The organism is Kitasatospora sp. NPDC056731, from assembly GCF_040687675.1.
Taxonomy (GTDB): Bacteria; Actinomycetota; Actinomycetes; order Streptomycetales; family Streptomycetaceae; genus Kitasatospora.
Genome location: NZ_JBFBNR010000002.1, coordinates 233753 through 248425, shown reverse-complemented (window position 1 = coordinate 248425; position 14673 = coordinate 233753). Strand labels below are relative to the sequence as shown.

Below are 14673 nucleotides of genomic sequence, written 5' to 3'. Positions count from 1 at the left end.
GTGCTGCTACCGCACCATCGTCACCGAACTGGGAAGGACTAGACATGGACCCCACCACGCTTCCTCCGGGCCGTCACGACGCCGACACCGAGGACATCGCGAGCGCGAAGGAGCGGGGTTGGATCGATCTGGCACCCATCGATGAGACATACCAGGCAGGCGAGATCACGGCCACCGAGTGGCACTCCGCTGTCCTGGACGTCATCGAGCCGGCCTACCTCAACGGCGACAACCCGCGGGCCCAGTCCGGCCACAGCGGCGACGAGACCCACTGGCGAGAAGCCCGCAGCCTGCTCGTCGACCTGCTCCCGCCCCACGGTGGGACGTTCCTCGACGTCGGGTGCGCCAACGGACACCTGATGGAGAGCCTGACCGACTGGGCGGCTGAAGCAGGGATCATCATCGAGCCCTACGGAGTGGAGATCTCCACCACCCTCGCTGACCTCGCCCGAACCCGCTGCCCGCAGTGGGCGCGTCGAATCTGGACCGCCAACGCGATGGGCTGGAAGCCTCCACATCGCTTCGACGCCGTCCGCACCGGCCTGGACTACGTGCCGACGGACCTGCGTGGAGCGTACGTGGCCCATCTGCTGGACCATGTCGTCGCCCCGGGCGGCCGACTGATCATCGGCGTCTACAACGAGGAACGGCACCAAGTCACAACGGCGGACCTACTGCGGTCTTGCGGCTACACCCCGGCCGGTACCACCACAAGAGACCACCGGCACCCCAAGATCCAGTACAAGGGTCTATGGCTGGCCAACGCTTGAGTAAGCGTTTCGCTGCCGACATCGGGGGCACGGGACGTCCGGCGCCCTGATAGACAGCGTGTTCTTCTCGGCAGGCCGGCACCGTCGGCGAACAGCCAGCCATCGCGCGTAGCGATGGCACGGAGGCCAGAGCCTGGCCCATCGTCAGCTTCGAACTCGCCGTCTTCGTGAATACGGCGGTTGGGCCCTTGGGCGTAACGTCATCGCGCCTTGGGGGCTCCTACCAATGGGCAGCACGGACAGCATGCACCTCCCTCGCTGGGTCCCTCGATCCGGTCCCGCCACCGTTCGCAGTGGGGTGGGACCCGGCTCCGCGCTGCCACCCACGCGGGATAGGCCCGGCAGCCCAGCCCGTAACAGCCCTGCTCGCCCTGAGCGGTCCGGACCTGAGGAGCAGCGCATGTGCCGCAGCATCCCGCCATCCGTCCTGGCCCCCGTGGAGGATGCTGCTCGTGACGGCATCGAGCGCTTCGGCGCCGGGTGCCTGATCCGCGACCGTGGCCGGGTCCTGCTCCTTCGGCGGAAGCAGGGCGACTGCATGGCGGGCCCGTACGAGCTTCCGTCCGGAGGCGTGGAACCCGGTGAGAGCGTGGAGGAGGCCGCTCTACGGGAGACCCTGGAGGAGTGCGGCCTGGCGGTAACGATCACTAGCTACCTCGGCTCCGTCGACTACACCAACCGCACGGGGCAGCGAGGCCGGCAGTACGCCTTCACCGCCACCGCGCCAAGCGCCGAGCCCATCATCCTGAGCGAGCACGACGACTTCGTCTGGGCAAGGCCGGACGCCCTGCCGAACGTCTCGGACGCGGTGCGCGGGCTGATCGCGCTGGCCGAGCAGCGCTGATCCGCTTCGGCAGCCGGCCCTCACGAGAACGGGCGGCAGGGGGCTGCTGAGCTGGCACGACAACGATCCGCACCCATCACCGTGACGTCGCTCAGGGTGATCGGCCGAATCTGGACGGCGATTCTGCGTTGCTCGCGGCGCCCCGGGCGTTCTATCCTCTGGGCAACGCGCTGACGGAGACAAGTAGCCGCAGGGCACGCGAGCCGAGAGAGCTGCCGGCAGCTGGGAAGGCAGCCTCGCGTCCAGTGGTGAATCCCCTCCTGAGTGCGGGGAGGAACGGTCGGCTGCGGCCCAATGCCCCGCCGGTTCGCTCCCGTCATCGAGCTGTCGAGGCCGTCATCTCTGGGTGACGGCGAAGGCGTGGTGGCACCGCGAGTTCCCTTCTCGCCCACGCCCCCAAGGGATCACGTCGGACTCCGACTGATCGATGGGACCCGAAATGCTGGACATCACCGTGATCCGCGAGCACCCCCAGCGCGTCGAACGCGCATTGGCGAAGCGAGCCATTCACATCGACCTCACCGCCTTCCTCGCCCTGGACGAGAAGTACCGGCACGGCACGACCGAGGTCGAGACGCTACGCGCCGAGCGCAAGCAGATCTCTCGCGAGATCGCGCGGCTCAACCCGGCGGACCCAGCCGCCGTCGCCAAACGCACCGCGGCAACCGAACTCGGCACCCGCCTTGCCGCCTTGGAGGAGCAGCTCACAGCCCTGGCCGGCGAACGCCAGGCGTTCCTCGACCAGCTGCCCAACCTGCCCGACGAGGACGTGCCGACCGGCGGCAAGGAGCAGAACCAGGTCGTCCGCGAGCACGGTGCCCGGCCGGACTTCGACTTCGAGCCTCAGAACCACGTCGATCTGGCCCGCCGGCTCGGGCTGATCGACTACGAGCGCGGCGTCAAGCTCGGTGGCACCGGCAACTGGGTCTACCGCGGCAACGGCGCGCTCCTCGAATGGGCGCTGCTCAACTTCTTCATCGAGACCCACGTTCAGGACGGCTACGAGCTGATCCTGCCGCCCCACCTGCTGACCTATCAGGCCAGCTACACCGCAGGCCAGTTCCCCAAGTTCGCCGAGGACGTCTTCGCCCTCGAACAGGGTCCGGCTGGGCCGCAGCGGTTCCTGCTGCCGACCTCGGAGACCGCCCTGGTCAACCTCCACCGCGACGAGGTCCTGACGGAGGCCGAACTCCCGCGCAAGTACGTCGCCTACTCTCCCTGCTACCGGCGCGAGGCCGGCAGCTACCGCGCCGCCGACCGGGGAACCCTTCGCGGCCACCAGTTCAACAAGGTCGAGATGTTCCAGTTCGCACACCCTGACCACTCTGATGCTGCCCACCAGGAACTCCTGACCAAGGCAGCCAACTTGGTCGAGGCACTCGGCCTTCACCACCGAATCACCCGGCTGGCTGCCGAGGACACCAGCGCGTCGATGGCCAAGACCTTCGACGTCGAGGTCTGGCTGCCCAGCATCGACGGCTACGTCGAGGTGAGCTCGGTATCGAACGCCCGGGACTACCAGGCCCGGCGCGGCAACATCCGCTACCGCCCCGCGGCAGGAAAGGCCGCCTACGTGCACACCCTCAACGGCTCAGGGCTGGCCACCAGCCGCCTGGTGCCGGCCCTGCTGGAACAGCACCAGCAGCCGGACGGCACCGTCGCGGTGCCGGCGGTGCTGCAGCGCTGGCTCGGCTGCAAGTCCCTGACCCCAGCAGCACCCAGGTAGTCGTACCGGCGGCAGGCCTGGAACAGCACATCCGGGCCTGCCGCGTAGGAGAGGCCACTGCCTGGGCCGCCGCTATCGGCGGTGGCCCAGGCAGTGCGTGCCCTCTTGCAGCAGTGCATGGACAAGGCGCCAGACGGGGAGGCTGACACCGTGACGGAGACCTTGCCACAGTGGGCGCGGCGGATCGCCGAGCAGGAGCTGGCGGACACCCTGCCGAGGCGGTGGTCGCACTCCCAGGGGGTTGCACGCCAAGCCGAGCAACTGGCCGCGGTCGCCGGGCCGGATGATGGCCTGCTGGTCGCCGCCGCGGTGCTCCACGATGTCGGCTACGCACCTCGCCTGGCCTTGACTGGCTTTCATCCACTCGACGGTGCGAGGTTCCTGCGGGACCAGCTCGGCGCAGACGCGCGGCTTGTGCAGCTGGTGGCCAACCACTCGCTCGCCCTGCTGGAAGCTGAGGAACGCGGGCTCCGCCAGACCCTGGAGCACGAGTTCCCGATGCTCGCTGACCAGGTGCTGGTTGACGCCCTGATCCTCTGCGACATGACCACCACCCCCGATGGAACGCCGACCAGCGCCCGTGGCCGCGTAGCGGAGATCCTCACCCGGTATGGAGCCGGCACGCTGGTGGGACGGTTCATCCAGCGCGCACAACCGGAGATCGAGGCGGCGGTAGCCCGCACCGAACACCGGCTTGCTGCCGCGAGTCAGCCGAGGTAGGGGTACCGACCGCTGAGGTAGTGGCCGATCTGCTGGCGCATGCTCGGGTGGATGTCGTACTCGTCCAGGTCGCCCGGAGGCACCCAGCGCACACCGTCGGCCTCATCGTTGATCGTCGGAGTACCACCGACCGGGCGGCCGATGTACGCCACCTCGAACTGCTGGCGAGCCTCACCGTTGCTGCTGTAGACGACGATGTGCTCCGGATTGGAGTAGACCCCGAGGAGACCGGTGATCTCCGCCTTGATCCCGGTCTCCTCCTCGCACTCACGCACCGCGCAATCGGCGGCGGACTCGCCGATGTCCTGCTTCCCGCCGGGCAGCGCCCACTGTCCGGTGTCACGTCGGCGTTGCAGCAGGATCTCGCCAGCCTCGTTCTGCACGAGCAGGTTGCTCGCAGGGACCAGCGAGTTCGCGGCCGGTGCGTCCGGATCGCCGTAGTACTCAGTCCTGCCGGCCATGGGACTGGCTCTCCTGTGCGTCGTCGGTCCACGGCCGGGCGGAGTCCCAGACCACGTCGAAGCTCGAAGCATAGCTGTCGAACCAGCCCAGCCCGCCGCCCTTCTGAAGGTGCAACAGCGGGTTCGCGGACGCCGGCTGGCCCCAGACGTGCGGGTTGACCAGCAGGTCGTCGTCATAGCGGAACAGTGAGTTGTACAACGTGGTGTCGTGCAGGCGGATCTCGCAGCCGTGCGTGCCCAGCAGCGGCCGGTAGTAGGTCAGCGAGGCGCCGATCTTCGCTGCGAGGGCGTCGCCGATGCCCTCCTCACGTCCGCGGATCGCCACCGCGCGGCCCTGCGGGTCACCGAAGCACAGCCTGACCTTCACCCCGGCAACCGCGCCCTGCGCCAGCATCGTGGCGATGCGCGGGTTCGACTGGGCGAAGAACGTCCCCGAGAACACCAGCACGTCGATGACCTGCTCAGCCTCCAGCAGCAGGGAGAGCCACATCTCCCGCGGGACGCTGGCACGGTCGGGGTAGGTGGCCACGAGGCCGGCACCGGGACCGGTGACCTGTGCGGCCCGAGGATGGGGATCCGGCCAGAGGAAGGTCTCGTCCACCCGGAGGTGATGCGCAACAGTCCACCGGTGACGGGCATGGGGTACCCGACCGCCTAACCAACGGGTGACAGTCTTGGGGTCCACCTCGCAGACCGTCGCGAGTGCCGCAGGGGGCACGCCGCCGACGCTGCTGGCGAGCCTGGACCAACGCACCCCCACCACCCGAACTCCAAGCCCTGATCGACGCCGTTGGCACCGGCCACGCCCTTGATCTCTACTCCCCGGTTTAACAAATCACCGGTACCATGCTCGCGGCTGCGGCCGGCCCGGTCGCCCAGCGGGTGGAGAGCAGCGGGCAACTCGGCCAGGAGGACGTGGGCGCCGGGTGAGGAACGCCTCGGCTGCTCTGGATCTTCTGTCGGTGAGTGTTCGCGTGTCGCTCGGCGGGGACTCGTCCGGAGTTTCCCGGGCATGGTTTCCTGGCCGAGGCAGCGAGCCGACGGTGACACGGGAGGCCAGGTGGCGGGTCCGGGCGGGTTCCCCTCGCGGGGGGTGTGGCGGCGGCCGGCATTCCGGTGGGTGGACGTGCTGGTGGTCGTGGCACTGGTCGCGTTCCTGTACGGTCTGCTGCGGCTCGCCCCGTCACTGAACGCGCCGTTCCTGCCCAGCACGGCTCCTGACACGGTGTCGACGGACCCGGCGAACCTGCCGTACTACGCGGTGCGCTCGCTGGTGCGGATGTTCGCGGCGCTGGTGGCGTCGGTGGTGTTCACCTTCGTGTACGCCACCGCCGCGGCACGGCTTCGGCGGGCGGACAAAGTGCTGCTGCCAGTGCTGGACATCCTGCAGTCCGTGCCGGTGCTGGGCTTCCTGTCGGTGACGGTGACCGCGTTCATCGCCCTGTTCCCCGGCTCGATCCTGGGCCTGGAGTGCGCCTCGATCTTCGCGATCTTCACCGCGATGGCCTGGAACATGACCTTCGCCTTCTACTACTCCCTCGTCTCCCAGCCCAAGGAGCTGGACGAGGCCGCGCGGGTGATGCGGCTGACGAAGTGGCAGCGGTTCTGGCAGCTCGACGTGCCCTCCGGGATGATCCCGCTGGTGTGGAACGGCATGATGAGCTTCGGCGGCGCCTGGTTCTTCCTCGCCGCCTCCGAGACCATCAGCGTCCTCAACCACCGCTACGCGCTGCCCGGCATGGGGTCATACGCCGCGGCGGCCATCGCCGCCGGCAACCTGGGCCAGGTCGGCATCGCGATCGCCGTGATGGTGGTCATGGTGATGGGCGTGAACGTGCTGTTCTGGCGGCCCATGGTCGCCTGGTCGGAGCGGTTCCGGGTGGAGGAGTCGGAAGCCGCCGAGCGCCCCCGCAGTCTGATGCTCGACCTGTTGCGCCGCTCAAGCGTCCCCGAACGGCTCGGGCGCCCGTTGCTGCCGATCGGCCGCGCGCTGGACCGGGCGAGCCGGCCGTTCGGGCTGGCCGAGCACCCGATCGGCGGGTCGGCGGCGCGCGAGCGGACGGGGGACGTGTTCTTCGCCGGTGCGGTCAGCGTGCTGGTGCTCCTCGGGGCGTGGAAGGCGTTCGCCTACGTCAGATCCACGGTGGGGCTCGCGGAGTTCGGACACGCGCTGGCCCTGGGAGCGGCGACCTTCAGCCGGGTCATCATCCTGATCGCGTTCGCGACGGTGGTGTGGGTGCCGATCGGCGTGTGGATCGGCATGAACCCGCGGGTGACCCGCTTCGCCCAGCCCGTGGTGCAGGTCCTGGCGAGTTTCCCGGCGAACTTCGTCTTCCCGTTCGCCACCGCCGCGTTCGTCGCGCTGGGCATCTCGCTGAACGTCGGCGCGATTCTGCTGATGGCGCTGGGCGCGCAGTGGTACATCCTGTTCAACGTGATCGCCGGCGCCTCGGCCATCCCCACCGACCTGCGCGAGGCGATGACCACCTTCCACGTCGGCGGGAGACTGAAGTGGCGCACCTTCATCCTGCCCGCGATCTTCCCCTCCTACGTCACCGGCGGGATCACGGCGGCCGGCGGAGCGTGGAACGCCTCCATCGTCGCGGAGGTCGTGACCTACGGCTCCCACACGCTGACCGCCACCGGCCTCGGCTCCTACATCACCCAGGCCACCGCCACCGGGGACTTCCCGAAGATCCTGGTCGGCATCGTGGTGATGAGCCTGTACGTCGTCGCCCTCAACCGGCTGTTCTGGCGCCGCCTCTACCGCATCGCCGAGACCCGCTACTCCCTCTGACCTTTCGTACCAGCGAGCGAGGCAGGACCCGTGACCACCGACCACCCGCGCACCCCCGGCCCCCTCCCGACCGGCGCCACGATCGTGCGGGCCGAGCGGGTGACCAAGACGTTCACCACCCCCGACGGCCGGGAGCTGCCGGTCCTGGACGACATCGGCTTCCACCTGGCGGAGGGCGAGATCGTCGCGCTGCTGGGCAAGTCCGGCTCCGGCAAGTCGACCCTGCTGCGGTGCATCGCCGGGCTGATCGCCCCGTCCTCGGGCACCGTCGCCTACCGGGGCGAGCCGCTGACCGGTGCCAACCCGGGTGTGTCGATGGTCTTCCAGTCCTTCGCTCTGCTGCCCTGGCTCACCGTGCAGCAGAACGTCGAGCTGGGCCTGCACGCCCAGGGCGTCGGTGAACAGGAGCGGCGCGAGCGGGCGCTGAAGGCGATCGACCTGATCGGTCTGGACGGCTTCGAGTCCGCCTACCCCAAGGAACTGTCCGGTGGCATGCGCCAGCGCGTCGGCTTCGCCCGCGCCCTGGTCGTCGAACCGGACGCGCTGCTGATGGACGAGCCGTTCTCCGCCCTGGACGTGCTGACCGCCGAGAACCTGCGCAACGAGCTGGTCGGCCTGTGGGAAGGGCATGAGGCGCCGGTCAAGTCGATCCTGATCGTCACCCACAACATCGAGGAAGCCGTCCTGTTGGCCGACCGCATCCTCGTGCTGGCCGCCAACCCCGGCCGCATCCAGGCCGAACTGCGCGTCGACCTGCCCCGCCCCCGCAACCGCCAGGACCAGCACTTCGAATCCATCGTCGACACCGTCTACGGCATCCTCACCGGCCGGGAGGAAGCTGCCGTCGCCGCAGTAGAGCCTGCGACGACCGGTGGTGCTGAGCGGCCCGCCCCGACCCCGACCAGCGCGCCGCTGCCGGAGGTCAGCGTCGGCGGGCTGGCGGGCCTGCTGGAAATCCTCGTCGCCCGCGGCGGCGAGGACGGCCTGGCGGAGATCGCCGACGAACTCAACTTCGAGATCGACGACCTCCTGCCCCTGGTCGACGCCGCCGAACTGCTCGACCTCGCGCGCACGGACGGCCCCCGCATCCGCGTCACCGACGCCGGCCGCGAGTTCGCCGCCGCCGACATCCTCACCAGCAAGCAGCTCTTCGCACACCACGCCGCCAGCCGCGCCCCGCTCGTGCGGGCCATCGTCCAGGCCCTGGCCGCCACCGACGATCACACCCTGCGCGAAGGGTTGTTCCTCGACCTGCTGCGGCGCGGTTTTTCCGCCGAGGACGCGCGCCGCCAGCTGGACACCGCCATCGACTGGGGCCGCTACGCCGAGCTGTTCGACTACGACTCCGGCGACGGCGAACTCACTCTGGAACCCGGCGCGCAGGACGCCCTGTAGGCGGGGTGCGTGCCTCAGTCCTTCCGGCGGGCCGCCGCGTCGGCGAGCAGGCGGACCACGTCGGCGGGAACAGCCGTCCGGGAGTCCGGCGGCCCGGAGGTCCTGGAGCCGACCGAGCTGCCCGAACCGGACAAGCGACCCCGCCACCTTCGGCTCCGCACCCGGCTGGCCGGCGTCAACTACGCCGACATCCACCTGCGCGAAGGCTCGTACCCCGCGCCCATGACACCTCCTCTCCACCGACCTGCGCGTCACCGCCGGGGACACCGCCCTCGTCCCGGCCGCCCCCGGCGGTGTCGGCTCGCTCGCCGTCCAGCTCGCCAAGCACGCGGGCGCGGAGGTCATCGCCATGGCCTCCAATGAGGAGAACCGGCGCGCCGCCGTCGAGCTGGGTGCGCCGTCGTCCGAGGCGAGGTGATGTGAGTGCTGACGGCCTACGCCTCATCGCCCCGGTCGAGGTCGGGCAACGTCTCGCCGAACCGCTCCAGCGCCTCCTCCGGCCTGCAGCCGAAGGCGCGGCCGATGTACTCCCAGGTCATCAGGTTGCTGCGGGCCTTGCGGCCTGCCAGCAGCGCGGTCGCGCCTGCGGCGCGCTCGAACCGGGCGGCCGCACGGGCAGCGGCGTACGGCGCGCTGTCCGTCAGATCGCAGATCCGGTCCACCAGCGCCGCGACCAGCTCCTCGACCTCGCGCGGCACCACACCCTCGGCCAGGTCGACATGCCACTCCCAGTCCGCGAACGGCCCGGTGGCCTCGCCCACCGCCTCGGTCGCCGCGTCGTCACCGAAGTCCAACAGATGCACCCGCTCACCCCGCCAGCCACAGGTGCAACCACCACGCACCGCAGCGGCCCGAGGACCGTCCGCACCGTTGTAGAGCCACCAGGTGGTGCGCCCGTGCGGCAACGGCGTCGGCTCACTGCCGTCCGCCAACACCGCCGCCGGGAAACCCTGGTGGCGCCCGCTCTCGTCAACCCATGGCATGCCGTGTCCCTCGAGTACGGCACCAGGGTTCTCAGCCTGTGACTCACTGTCAAGGCTGCGCGACAACTGGTGCGGCCCGCGACTCAAGGGGGCGCGCACCGGCCACCCCGCTCTCACCCGGCAACACCCGACACGTCATGCGTCGAACTCGCCAGCCCCACCCCCCTCTCCCAGCCAGGTGCCCCCAGCACCTGTCGCGCGCGGTCTGTGGTCGGACCATCACCCCACGTCAGAGCAGCCGCTAGGCGATCTCGGTCGACGACCCGTCCGCCCGGCCCCGGAACCACTCGCGACACACCAGAACAACACACCCCACGCCTCGCCGAAAGTCCGGATGGAAATGACCGAGAACACGTAAGGTCGAGGCTTGTTCGATTGACCCTCACAAAGGCGGTCTGGATACTGATCGAGCACGACGCAACCGAAACTCGTTGCGAAGCGGACTCCGATTCGAAATTTCATCCGGTTGAGGAGAATCCATGATCTCGAAAGCGAAGAAGGTCGTGAGCTCGTTGGCGATGGCCTTCGCCGCGGCGGCCACGCTCACCGTGGCCGTGCCGTCCGGCAACGCCTTCGCCATCGACCACATCCAGTGTGACGGGAGCCGCAATGACTTCCTGAAGATCTGGTCGCACCTCGACGGCCGTGACAGCGTCGACTGCTACGCGAACGGGGGGACGATCGGCTTCGGCGGGTGGTGGATCGACCGGATCTCCACGGGGAACAACGACCTGGTCTACTCCGACGCCAACGGCGACTCGGTGAGGGTCAACCGCTGGACCGACATCACGTACCCGAACCGCCCGCCGAGGGTCAACTCCATCCAAATCCTCTGACGAACCGGCGGAGCGGGACCCGAACGGAAATTCGCCCGGCCGCATCACCGAAAGTCCCCGCAGCACTTTGATCGCCGTCGAATTTTCTGTGACGTGAATTCGCTCAATTCCGGTCCACCGGCGCCGGCCATGCCCTCCAGGGGCTGGCCGGCGCCGGCATGTGGTGTCACGGCTGCCCGCAGAGCCCCAACGGTCGCCGGAGTGTGCTCGCCCGCCCCAGCCGGGCACCACCGTCGGCCGCGGCCCCGGCGGAGCGGTCGCGGCGAGGGTCAGCGGGTGCTGAAGTCCGCGTTCCAGGAGGCGTTGCCGGTGCGGGCCAGGCCGACCTCGTTGTAGTCGCCGAGCATGATCCCCAGGTGGCCGGGCGACTTGATCCAGCCGTCGACGGCGGCGTCGATGTCGGTGGGGCCGTAGAAGGCGATCTCGCCGAATCCCCTCCCGGTGTAGCCGAGGCCCCGCGCGATGCTGCCCGAGTCGCAGAAGTGGCCGGAGACGCGGCGCTGGTCCATCTGGTCGGCGTTGCACTTGGCGGCCTGGGAGAGCGTCTGGTTGAGGCGCACCGCCGGCTTGCCGTTCTGGGCGCGCACGGTGTTGAGCCGGTCCAGGAAGCGCTGCTCGACGGAGGTACCCGGGCCCGGGCCCGGGCCGGTGCCCGACCCGATCAGATCGAACCGCTGGGACATGCTGCCGTCGCAGTTCTCGACGGTGACCTCCCGGTCGAGGCCGTGGTAGGTCAGACAGCGGTTGTCGCGGGCGTTGTGGAGGTAGGTGCCGCCGCCGGCGGCGGGCTCCATGGTCCACTGCTGGTTGTCGCCCGCCCACCAGTGGATGAACTGGGTGGACCGGCCGTCGTTGGTGTCCATCTCCAGCACCCGCTCGGTGCCGTTGACGTTGCGGGCGAAGTCGACCCGGTCGCCGGGCTTGTTGGAGATCCAGAACGAGGTGGAGGCGTTCTGGTAGTTGCGGGCGACGATCCGGGAGCCCTCGCCGTCGGAGCTGGCCAGCGAGTTGTGGTTCTGGTGGTCCTGGATCGTGATCATCTGCTCGACCACGGCGGCGTTCGCCGGCGCGGCGAGCAGCGTGATGCTGCTCGCGGATATCGCGGAGACGGCGAGCGCCAGGCCTGCCAGCCGGGTGCGGCGGCGGGTGCCGGTGCTCGGGCGGAGGCGGAGGGTGGGGGTGGGAGTGGGGGTGGACGGGTGAGACACGGGAATCTCCTGTTGTCGATGGACCGCGTGCGGATGAGACTGCGGAACGCGGTCAGGACACCAGGACTGGATTGACAATTGATCAGCAGCGCGTTGACGAACAGGATGTGCGTCGTCCACGGAGGCGGCGCGGACCTCAGGCCCACACGTGTGTCAGCCGGATCGTGCTGCCGTGCGCGGCCTCGGCGGGGAGCCGGGGCCGCGCGCCGGGTTCAGTTGGCCAGGCTGAAGTCGCCGCCGAGGGGTGCGGCGATCTTGTCGACGCCGGTCAGCGCGGTGAGCGAGGTGACGGGGGTGCTGCTGTCGGTGGTGGTGCCGTTGCCGAGTTGACCGGAGCCGTTGTTGCCCCAGGAGCGGACGGTGTTGTCGCCGAGCAGGGCGATGGTGTGTTCGCGGCCGCCGGCGATCAGCTGGATGCCGGTGAGGCCGGGGACCGGGACGGGGGTGCTCCGGTAGTCGGTGGTGCCGTCGCCGATCTGGCCGGAGGTGTTCCGGCCCCAGGCCTTGAGCTTGTTGCCGCTGTCGGTGACGGCCAGGCTGTGGTGGGCTCCGGCCGCGATCCCGGAGACCCCTCCGAGCCAGCTGCCCTGGGTGTCGACCGGGGTGAAGCGGCTGATGGTGGTGTTGTCGCCGAGCTGGCCGGTGGCGTTGTAGCCCCACGCCTTCACCGCGTTGCCACTGGTGGGCTTGGTGGAGCTGCTCGGCGGGCCGATCAGGGCCAGGTTGTGGTCGGCGCCGGCGGCGATCCGGGTCACACCGGTCAGGTTGTTCACCAAGGACGGCACGTTACGGCTCGCCGAAGTGCCGTCCCCGAGCTGGCCGTTGATGTTGTGGCCCCAGGCCCACACGGTGCCGTCCGCGCGCAGCGCCAGGCTGTGGTTGAGTCCGGCGGCGATCGCGATCACCTTGTTGAGTCCCTCGACCCGGACCGGGACGCTGCTGTCGGCGTTGGTGCCGTTGCCGAGCTGGCCGTGGTTGTTGCGCCCCCAGGCGACCACGGTCTGGTCGGCGAGCAGTGCCAGGCTGTGCACTCCGCCCGCGGCGACGTCGGCGGCATCGGAAAGGTTGACGACCTGGCCGGGCGCGTTGTGGCTGAACACCGAGCCGTCGCCGAGCTGCCCCGACCCGTTGGCACCCCACGTCTGCACCGTGCGGTCCGTCAACAGGGCCAGCCCGAAACCTGTGGCGGGGCCACTTCCCCCGGCGGCGATCTTCACCACCTCGGCGCTCGTCAGCCCCAGCACGGTGGTGGCCGTCGTACGGATGTCCGTCCAGGTGCCGTCGCCGAGCTGGCCTGCGCGGTTGTTGCCCCAGGACTTGAGCCGCTTCTCCTGCACTTCATCTCCTCATCGGGTGCGCTGTCATGCGGGAATGCGGCCGCGCCGGGCGCGGTCGCGGAGGCTGCCACGAGGACGCGGCGGCGTTGCCTCCCGACGGGCCGCTCTTGCCCGGCCCTCGCCGCAAGCTCTCGGACGCATCATCGGTGACGACCGATCAGAACTCGGGGACCCCGATCTCGACCTTCACTCGAACAGGCGACCTTCCGGCGTCTCCGGGCACGCCGGGCCGTCTCGCGCTGCGCACCCGCGCCCCTTGGCGGCGCTCTTGACGACGACCCGACGGCCCGACACCTCGTGGGTGCCGGGCCGTCGGGTGGGGTGTGGGGGGGCGGGTTACTTGGGCATCTCGTTCCAGAGCTGCTGGGCGCTCTTGCCGGTGAGCTGGACCCAGATCTGCTCGTTGTAGTTCGTGGTGTTCAGCAGGTGTGCCAGGTCGGGCTTGTTGTAGGCCTTCGAGACGTAGTCGATGAACCGGGCGGTGGCCTGGTAGCCGCTGTCGTAGTTGGAGTCCGGGCCGAAGTGCTGGGCGCCGGTGCCCGGCTGGAAGTTGTAGTCGCGCACCCAGTCCGCCAGGCCCTCGCCCAGCCACCACTTGCCGGAGAACGGGCTGTCCCAGACCGCGACGTGCACGGCCTCGTGCACCAGGAAGCCGGTGTCACCCTGGTTGCCCCGGGTGTAGCCGATGTTGACGTGGACCTCCTTGACGCCGTTGCTGGGGTTCACCGTGGTGAACGCGGGGTTGTCGGTCAGCTTCGGGTCAAAGATGATCTTGAAGTAGCTGGGGGCGGCGAAGGCTCCCTTGGTGATCAGGTTGGAGATCGTCGGGTAGTAGTCCGCGACGGTCCTCTTCTGCTGCTCCAGCCACGGCCCGAGGTCCGGGGCCTGCGAGTAGTCGAGGTCGATGGTCGGGCGGCCGGCGGTCGGCGGGGTGGTGGCCCCGTTGCGGTCGAGGTTCCAGGACTGCGCCTGGTCCCCAGCGTTGCAGGCGGCCACCTTGGCGTTCAGGTCCGCGCCACGGGCCAGGCAGAGACTGCTGTCCGAGACGCTGTGCAGCAGCCAGGCCCGGCCGCTGCCCATCGAGGTGTTCTCCAGCCACCACTTCTGGTTGTCCGCGCCGACGTAGTTCCAGGCACCGACGGTGTTCTTGCCCCGGTCCCGGTCGACGGCGTTGTTGGTACCGGGCACCTTGACCGACCAGGCGCCGTTGCCCTCGTCCCTGACCGTCCAGACCTGCTGGGCGGAGGACTCGTTCCAGTCGCGGACCACCACGTTGGAGGCGTTGTTGCGGCTGTCCCACTGAAGGGCGCCGCCCGCGTAACTGGAGATGCGGTAGTCGGCGCCGCTGGACGGGAGCGACTCGGCCGCACTTGCGGTCCCGGCGCCGAAGGCCATCCCGGACACGACGGTCGCGGCGGACAGGACGACGGCGGCGGCCGTACGACGGGTGAACATCTCGGGGCTCTCCTCTCGGGCGGTTCCCCCCTGGAACCGGCCTGCGCTCATGCCACCGGGCCGCGGTAGACGCGGCGTCAACGCTCCCGTCAACGGGTGCGTTGACAGGCCGTCGACTCGGTAGTGTTCACCCGAAGGTCC

Annotated in this window: 14 protein-coding genes; 8 read left to right on the top strand and 6 right to left on the bottom strand. The window is 69.5% G+C overall.

Translation table 11 applies throughout. From position 1 onward, the window contains the following. Positions 1–44: 44 nt before the first annotated feature. The 4 genes from AB0R04_RS03405 to AB0R04_RS03390 all read left to right on the top strand — a co-directional run bounded on the left by AB0R04_RS03405 (position 45) and on the right by AB0R04_RS03390 (position 4060). The gene (locus AB0R04_RS03405; RefSeq protein WP_363367747.1) at positions 45–770 is read left to right on the top strand and encodes a class I SAM-dependent methyltransferase; all 726 of its coding nucleotides are present in this window, start codon (positions 45–47) and stop codon (positions 768–770) included. A 400-nt stretch (positions 771–1170) separates the two neighbouring features. After that, on the top strand, positions 1171–1614 hold the full coding sequence (locus tag AB0R04_RS03400) for an NUDIX hydrolase (protein ID WP_363367745.1): 444 nt from the start codon (positions 1171–1173) through the stop codon (positions 1612–1614). Between the two features lie 427 nt (positions 1615–2041). After that, positions 2042–3340, top strand: coding sequence for a serine--tRNA ligase (gene serS, locus AB0R04_RS03395; protein WP_363367743.1), 1299 nt, complete (start codon positions 2042–2044; stop codon positions 3338–3340). 150 nt (positions 3341–3490) lie between these two features. Further along, positions 3491–4060 carry an HD domain-containing protein gene (locus tag AB0R04_RS03390; protein ID WP_363367741.1) on the top strand — a complete coding sequence of 190 codons (570 nt, stop codon included), beginning with the start codon at positions 3491–3493 and terminating at the stop codon, positions 4058–4060. Here the strand turns inward: AB0R04_RS03390 and AB0R04_RS03385 are convergent. Both AB0R04_RS03385 and AB0R04_RS03380 read right to left on the bottom strand, forming a co-directional pair. Beyond that, on the bottom strand, positions 4048–4521 hold the full coding sequence (locus AB0R04_RS03385; protein WP_363367739.1) for an NUDIX domain-containing protein: 474 nt from the start codon (positions 4519–4521) through the stop codon (positions 4048–4050). The two genes, AB0R04_RS03390 and AB0R04_RS03385, sit on opposite strands and share 13 nt — an antisense overlap. Further along, a complete protein-coding gene (locus AB0R04_RS03380; protein ID WP_363368015.1) occupies positions 4505–5275 on the bottom strand; it encodes an XRE family transcriptional regulator in 771 nt (256 codons plus the stop codon). The genes AB0R04_RS03385 and AB0R04_RS03380 overlap by 17 nt, the downstream gene beginning before the upstream one ends. A gap of 366 nt (positions 5276–5641) precedes the next feature. Between AB0R04_RS03380 and AB0R04_RS03375 the strand changes: the two genes are divergently transcribed. The 3 genes from AB0R04_RS03375 (at position 5642) to AB0R04_RS03365 (ending at position 9131) form a co-directional block, all read left to right on the top strand. Then, complete coding sequence (locus AB0R04_RS03375) at positions 5642–7318, top strand: ABC transporter permease subunit (protein ID WP_363367737.1); 1677 nt, start codon at positions 5642–5644, stop codon at positions 7316–7318. A gap of 30 nt (positions 7319–7348) precedes the next feature. Further along, entirely contained in the window at positions 7349–8713 is a 1365-nt protein-coding gene (locus tag AB0R04_RS03370) for a nitrate/sulfonate/bicarbonate ABC transporter ATP-binding protein (protein WP_363367735.1), read from the top strand. Between the two features lie 244 nt (positions 8714–8957). Further along, positions 8958–9131 (top strand): zinc-binding dehydrogenase, encoded by a 174-nt coding sequence (locus AB0R04_RS03365; RefSeq protein ID WP_363368013.1) that lies wholly within the window; start codon positions 8958–8960, stop codon positions 9129–9131. A gap of 16 nt (positions 9132–9147) precedes the next feature. Here AB0R04_RS03365 and AB0R04_RS03360 read toward each other — a convergent pair whose 3' ends face one another. Continuing rightward, positions 9148–9696, bottom strand: coding sequence for a hypothetical protein (locus tag AB0R04_RS03360; RefSeq protein WP_363367733.1), 549 nt, complete (start codon positions 9694–9696; stop codon positions 9148–9150). A gap of 479 nt (positions 9697–10175) precedes the next feature. Between AB0R04_RS03360 and AB0R04_RS03355 the strand changes: the two genes are divergently transcribed. Next, positions 10176–10532, top strand: a complete 357-nt coding sequence (locus tag AB0R04_RS03355; RefSeq protein ID WP_363367731.1) for a beta/gamma crystallin domain-containing protein — start codon at positions 10176–10178, stop codon at positions 10530–10532. Between the two features lie 269 nt (positions 10533–10801). Here the strand turns inward: AB0R04_RS03355 and AB0R04_RS03350 are convergent, their stop codons facing one another. The 3 genes from AB0R04_RS03350 to AB0R04_RS03340 all read right to left on the bottom strand — a co-directional run bounded on the left by AB0R04_RS03350 (position 10802) and on the right by AB0R04_RS03340 (position 14532). Then, positions 10802–11740 (bottom strand): CAP domain-containing protein, encoded by a 939-nt coding sequence (locus AB0R04_RS03350; protein ID WP_363367729.1) that lies wholly within the window; start codon positions 11738–11740, stop codon positions 10802–10804. Between the two features lie 212 nt (positions 11741–11952). Next, on the bottom strand, positions 11953–13077 hold the full coding sequence (locus AB0R04_RS03345; RefSeq protein ID WP_363367727.1) for a hypothetical protein: 1125 nt from the start codon (positions 13075–13077) through the stop codon (positions 11953–11955). A gap of 336 nt (positions 13078–13413) precedes the next feature. Next, positions 13414–14532: a basic secretory protein-like protein gene (locus AB0R04_RS03340; protein ID WP_363367726.1), complete on the bottom strand. Its 1119-nt coding sequence runs from the start codon at positions 14530–14532 to the stop codon at positions 13414–13416. Between the last annotated feature and the right edge of the window lie 141 nt (positions 14533–14673).

Bases quoted from the DNA above. Each gene is read 5' to 3' on its own strand.
- AB0R04_RS03405 (WP_363367747.1), top strand. From the start codon at position 45: ATGGACCCCACCACGCTTCCTCCGGGCCGTCACGACGCCGACACCGAG.
- AB0R04_RS03400 (WP_363367745.1), top strand. From the start codon at position 1,171: ATGTGCCGCAGCATCCCGCCATCCGTCCTGGCCCCCGTGGAGGATGCT.
- serS (WP_363367743.1), top strand. From the start codon at position 2,042: ATGGGACCCGAAATGCTGGACATCACCGTGATCCGCGAGCACCCCCAG.
- AB0R04_RS03385 (WP_363367739.1), bottom strand. From the start codon at position 4,521: ATGGCCGGCAGGACTGAGTACTACGGCGATCCGGACGCACCGGCCGCG.
- AB0R04_RS03360 (WP_363367733.1), bottom strand. From the start codon at position 9,696: ATGCCATGGGTTGACGAGAGCGGGCGCCACCAGGGTTTCCCGGCGGCG.
- AB0R04_RS03355 (WP_363367731.1), top strand. From the start codon at position 10,176: ATGATCTCGAAAGCGAAGAAGGTCGTGAGCTCGTTGGCGATGGCCTTC.
- AB0R04_RS03340 (WP_363367726.1), bottom strand. From the start codon at position 14,532: ATGTTCACCCGTCGTACGGCCGCCGCCGTCGTCCTGTCCGCCGCGACC.